The sequence below is a fragment of the Dietzia sp. SYD-A1 genome (assembly GCF_015356725.1).
GTDB lineage: Bacteria > Actinomycetota > Actinomycetes > Mycobacteriales > Mycobacteriaceae > Dietzia.
Genome location: NZ_JADDKI010000172.1, coordinates 1 through 4,942 on the forward strand (window position 1 = coordinate 1; position 4,942 = coordinate 4,942).

The window sequence follows — 4,942 nt, forward strand, 5'->3', positions numbered from 1 at the left end:
GTTCGTCGGCGGCCTGTTCGTCGGCGGCCGGTGTCCGCGCGGCACCGATCGGCGCAGGCTGGTACTCGGCCACCACGACGTGGGCGTTGGTGCCGCCGAACCCGAATCCGGAGACACCGGCCAACGCCCGACCGCTGTAGCGGGGCCACGGCCGACTCTCCGTGACGACGCTCAGCCGGGCGGCGTCGAAATCGATGTACGGGTTGGGCCCGGCGAAGTTGAGGGTGGGCGGGAGCGAGTCGTGACCCATTCCGAGGATGATCTTGGCCAGGCCCGCCGCCCCGGCCGCCGACTCCATGTGACCGAAATTCGTCTTGGCCGAGCCCAGCAGGGTCGGCCGGTCGGCATCACGGCCGCGGCCGAGCACCTGTCCGATCGCGGTGGCCTCGATGGGGTCGCCGAGGATGGTGCCCGTGCCGTGGGCCTCGATGTAGTCGACCTCCCTGGGGTCCACGCCGGCGTCGGCGTAGGCCTGGCGCAGCACCGCGACCTGCGCGTCGGGGTTGGGGGCGGTCATCCCGTTGGAGCGGCCGTCGGAGTTGACCGCGGAACCCTTGATGACGGCGAGGACCACGTCCCCGTCCCGCTCGGCCTCGGACAGGCGCTTGAGGATGAACAGTCCCCCGCCCTCGGCGCGGCAGATGCCGTTGGCGTCGGAGGAGAAGGCCTTGATGCGGCCGTCGGGGCTGAGCGCGGCCCCGGTCTTGGCGAAGCCCATGGTGGCGGCGGGTGCCAGCATCATGTTGACGCCGCCGGCCACGGCCAGGTCGGACTCGTGCAGCCGCAGGGAGTTGACGGCCTCGTGGATCGCGACGAGCGAGGTGGAGCACGCGGTGTCGAGGGTCATCGACGGACCCCGGAAGTCGAACGTGTACGACACCCGGTTGGAGATGATCGAGTTGGAGGCGCCGGTGACCGCGTAGGGGGAGGCGGCGGCGGAGTCGGAGGTCAGGAACACCTGGTAGTCGCTGGACGACGAGCCGATGAACACGCCGACCTCGTGGCCCTTGAGATCGCTCGCCGGCAGGTGCGCGTGCTCGAGGGCCTCCCAGGTGAGCTCGAGCGCCAACCGCTGCTGCGGGTCCACCATCTCCGCCTCGCGCGGGCTCATGCCGAAGAACTCGGCGTCGAAGTCGCGCACCTCCGCGTCGTCGAGCCACCCGCCCCGGTCCGGTGCCTCGGCCAGGACCTGCTGCACGTAGGCGTCGCCCGCCCACTCGGACCAGCGGGTCGCCGGGCGCGGGCTGGTCGCGTCCCGGCCCTCGGACAGCAGCTCCCACGTGGCCTCGGGCGAATCCGCACCGCCCGGGAACCGCGTGGCGAACCCGATGACGGCGACGTCGAACTCCATGCCCGCCCCGCGGTGGCGGAAGGTGTGCAGATCGGCCGGCTCCTCGATCTCGGCCGGGCCGTTGACCACGTACTCGGCGAGGGAGGCGATGGTGGGGTGCTGGTACGCCACCGTGGCGTCCAGTGGTCGTCCGAGGAGGTCCTCGAGATCCGCCGAGAGCGTCACCGCGTCGCGGGAGGACAGTCCGAACTCCTCGAGAGAACGGTCGTCGGTCACCTTGGCGCCGTCGAGTCCGGTGGCCCGTGAGACCCACCCCCGTAACCAGTCGCGGAGCTCTACTACCGTCATCTCGCTCTGTGCCATCGTGGGGATCGCCTTTCGATCGGGTCTCGTCCGGTGTGCTCGCCCGTCGCCGCCGCGCACGTGTGGTGCCGTGAACCGGTCCGGGAACTACTCCGTCGGCTCGTCGGGGAACGCCGTCTGCTGGTGGCCTCCCCGCAACGTCCCGTCGACGTAGGCGGCCTTGCAGGCGCGGCGGGCGATCTTGCCGCTCGAGGTACGGGGGATGGACCCGGCGGGGACCAGGATCACGTCCTGGGCCGTGACACCGTGCCTCGCCGAGATCGCCGAACGGACGGCGTCGGCGATGGGTCCGGGATCCGCCTTGCCCGCACCGGGCGCGCGCTCCCCGACCACGACGAGGGTCTCCGAGGAGTCATCGGCGGGGATGACGGCGCCGTTACGGGCCTCGATCGGGAGTTGGTTGGCGGGCACGGAGAACGCGGCCACGAAGCCCGGGCGCAGGGAGGAGGAGGCGTCCTGCGCGGTGTTCTCGAGATCCTGCGGGTAGTGGTTGCGCCCCGCGACGATCACGAGGTCCTTGACCCGCCCGGTGATGTACAGCTGACCGTCCACGTAGGCACCGAAGTCGCCCGTGCGGAGCCATCGCGCGTCCTCGGGGACGGTGCCGAACTCGCGCACGGTCTTCGAGTTCTCCGCCAGGCGCTCGGTGAGCCTGTTGCCGAAGGTGGCCTCGGACTCCTCCGGTCGGCCCCAGTAGGCCTGCCCCACGTTCGTACCGTGCAGCCAGATCTCACCGACCCGCCCCTCGGGGAGCTCACGGCCGGTTCCGTCGTGCTCGCCCGTCGCCCCGTCGATTCCCGGGTCGACGATGACCGCCCACTGGCTGGGCGCCACGTACCCGCACGCCACCTGCGGGATGGCGTCCTCGTTCCCCTCCACCGAGTCGGGGTCCAGGACGGTCATGACGCCCTTGTTGAGGTCATCCCGGTCCACGTGGATGACGATCGCCTCGTCGTCCTTACGGGGCGAGGAGACGAAGAGTGTCGCCTCCGCCATGCCGTAGGAGGGCTTGATGGCGGTCGGAGCGAGCCCGTACGGGGCGAACGCCTCGTTGAACGCGCGCATCGAGGCGGGGGTGACCGGCTCGGATCCGTTGATGATGCTGGTGACGCCGGACAGGTCGAGCGACTCGCCCTCCCGGGGAAGGCCACGGCGGGCGGCGTGCTCGAACGCGAAGTTGGGTGCCGCGGCGAACACGCCGTCGCCGTCGGACATCGCACCGAGCTGGGTGACCCAGCGTCCGGGCCGCTGCACGAAGGCCCGGGGGCTCATGACGGTGATGGTCGCACCGCCCATCGCGGGCAGGATCACGGTGAGCAGTCCCATGTCGTGGAACAGCGGGAGCCAGGTGACGCCGCGGGAGGCGCGGGTCAGACCCAGCCCGTCGAAGAGCTGCATGACGTTGGTGACGACGTTGCGATGCGTGATCTCGACGCCTGCGGGGACGCGGGTCGATCCCGAGGTGTACTGCAGGTAGGCGATGTCGTCCGCCCCGAGGTCGGGCCGGGACCAGCCCGAGCCGAGTTCGGTCGGGATCGCGTCGACGGCGACCGTGCGGGGGCGCTCACGGGCGGGCAGATCGCGGAAGAGCTTGCGGACGCCGGCCGCCGACTCGGTCGACGTGAGGATGACGGACGGGGTGCAGTCCCCGAGGACGGCGTGGAGACGGTCATGGTGCCCGGGTTCGTCCGGATCGAACAGCGGGACGGCGGTGAGGCCGGCGTGGATGGCGGCGAAGAAGGAGACGATGTAGTCGAGCCCCTGTGGCGCGAGGATCGCCACCCGGTCTCCCCGCGCGGCCACCTGCTGCAGTCGTGCGGCGATCGCGTAGAGCCGGTCACCGAAGTCCGACCACGACAGTTCGGAGACCTCACCCTGCCGCGACGACGAGTAGTCGATATATCGGTAGATGAGGCCGTCCGCCGCGGGGTCCCGGCGCGCTGCGGAGACGTTGGCTTCGACGAAGTCGACCAGGGTGGTGCGATCAGGGATGACGATCGCCCCGCTGGCGTCGTGGTACTGCTCGAACTCCACGTTGCTCCGTTCCGAACCGATGACTGGATGGCCGACGTCGCCGACCTCGGACATACCGGGCGACAAGCTTGGTCGATCTTACAGCGTGCCCTCGCGCACATCCGAACTCCGAATCCCCGACCCTGGCAGGCGTGTCGCGCCCATGCACGGTACTCGGTCGGCCCGTCAGTCGTGGGCGATCTCCGGTGCGGAGTCGACGAGCTCGCGAACGTGACCGATGGTCCACTCCGGGACCGTCGTCCCCATGATCACGTCCGGGTTGGTCGCGTACATGGCGTGGATGGCGTTGTTGGCGACGAACTCCTGGAACCGGGCCGCGCCGTCCACCACGTTGAGCGGGGCGTTGCAGATGAGGTCCCGCGAATCGCAGATCTGGGCGGTGCGGTCAGCGAGTTCCCCGAAGCCACCGGGCCGGGGGCCCGTCATGGTGGCGCCCGCGATGAGCTGGGTGAATCCCGTGACCGGCTGGAGCGAGATCTCCATGCCCTGACCCGTCCCCGGCGACAGTCCCGGCGACTGCCCCTCACCGGGCAGCCGCCGCCCGTCGGCGATGAGCACCGACCCCCGGACCAGGTCGGCCGGCACCGGTCCGTTGCCGGTGCCGATCTCGCTGGTGAGATCGCCGGCGATCACCGCGCCCTGCGAGAAGCCGAGGAGGATGTAGGAGGTGTACGGGCAACGGTCGTGCACCGCCGCCAGCTCGGCGCGCGCACGATCCGTGCCCTCGGCCCGGCTCTGGTCGTAGGTGATCTCGTCCGGGCGCTGCGGGTTCCGGAACTGTGCCACGTAGGGGACCGTGAAGACCTCCAGGCGTTCGGTGGGGTACTGCTCCGACAGCGGATCGGTGATCGTCCTGAGCAGGGCGTTGGGCAGGAAGGCCGGCGCGTACGGGTCGTCGGTCGGGCTGCTCTCCCAGGTCCCCGGTACGGCGATCATCTGCACGTCGGGGCAGTCCGCGGGCTGGGTCAGTTCCGGCTCGGCCGGGCCGGGCAGCGGTCCGTCCGGTCCGGTGGGCAGCCCACGGTCCGAGAGCCACCAGCCGATCCCCACCACCAGCAGGACCACCAACACGAGCGCTCCGAGCGAGCACCCGAGCCGGCGGCCGCCTCCACGACGCGATCCACGGGCCACGATTCGAACTCCTTCCCGGGCGCCCGACTGGAGTCCGCGGGCGGCCGACGACACATCCAACGCACCACGGGGCCGGCGGGTTCCACGGGCCCCCGCGGCGTGTCAGGTCTCACGGCACCGCGG

Annotated in this window: 3 protein-coding genes; all 3 read right to left on the reverse strand. The window is 70.8% G+C overall.

The window, feature by feature from the left end; genetic code table 11:
* A partial coding sequence (locus IY392_RS07960; RefSeq protein ID WP_194860915.1) for a type I polyketide synthase occupies nucleotides 1-1,654 on the reverse strand: 1,654 nt, incomplete at its 3' end.
* An 87-nt stretch (nucleotides 1,655-1,741) separates the two neighbouring features.
* Nucleotides 1,742-3,742 carry a long-chain-fatty-acid--AMP ligase FadD32 gene (fadD32, locus tag IY392_RS07965; protein WP_107755467.1) on the reverse strand — a complete coding sequence of 667 codons (2,001 nt, stop codon included), beginning with the start codon at nucleotides 3,740-3,742 and terminating at the stop codon, nucleotides 1,742-1,744.
* 111 nt (nucleotides 3,743-3,853) lie between these two features.
* Nucleotides 3,854-4,819: a cutinase family protein gene (locus IY392_RS07970; protein ID WP_107755466.1), complete on the reverse strand. Its 966-nt coding sequence runs from the start codon at nucleotides 4,817-4,819 to the stop codon at nucleotides 3,854-3,856.
* Between the last annotated feature and the right edge of the window lie 123 nt (nucleotides 4,820-4,942).

What these genes read in the sequence shown, in the direction of transcription:
- fadD32 (WP_107755467.1), bottom strand. Translation starts at nt 3,742, where the DNA reads ATGTCCGAGGTCGGCGACGTCGGCCATCCAGTCATCGGTTCGGAACGG.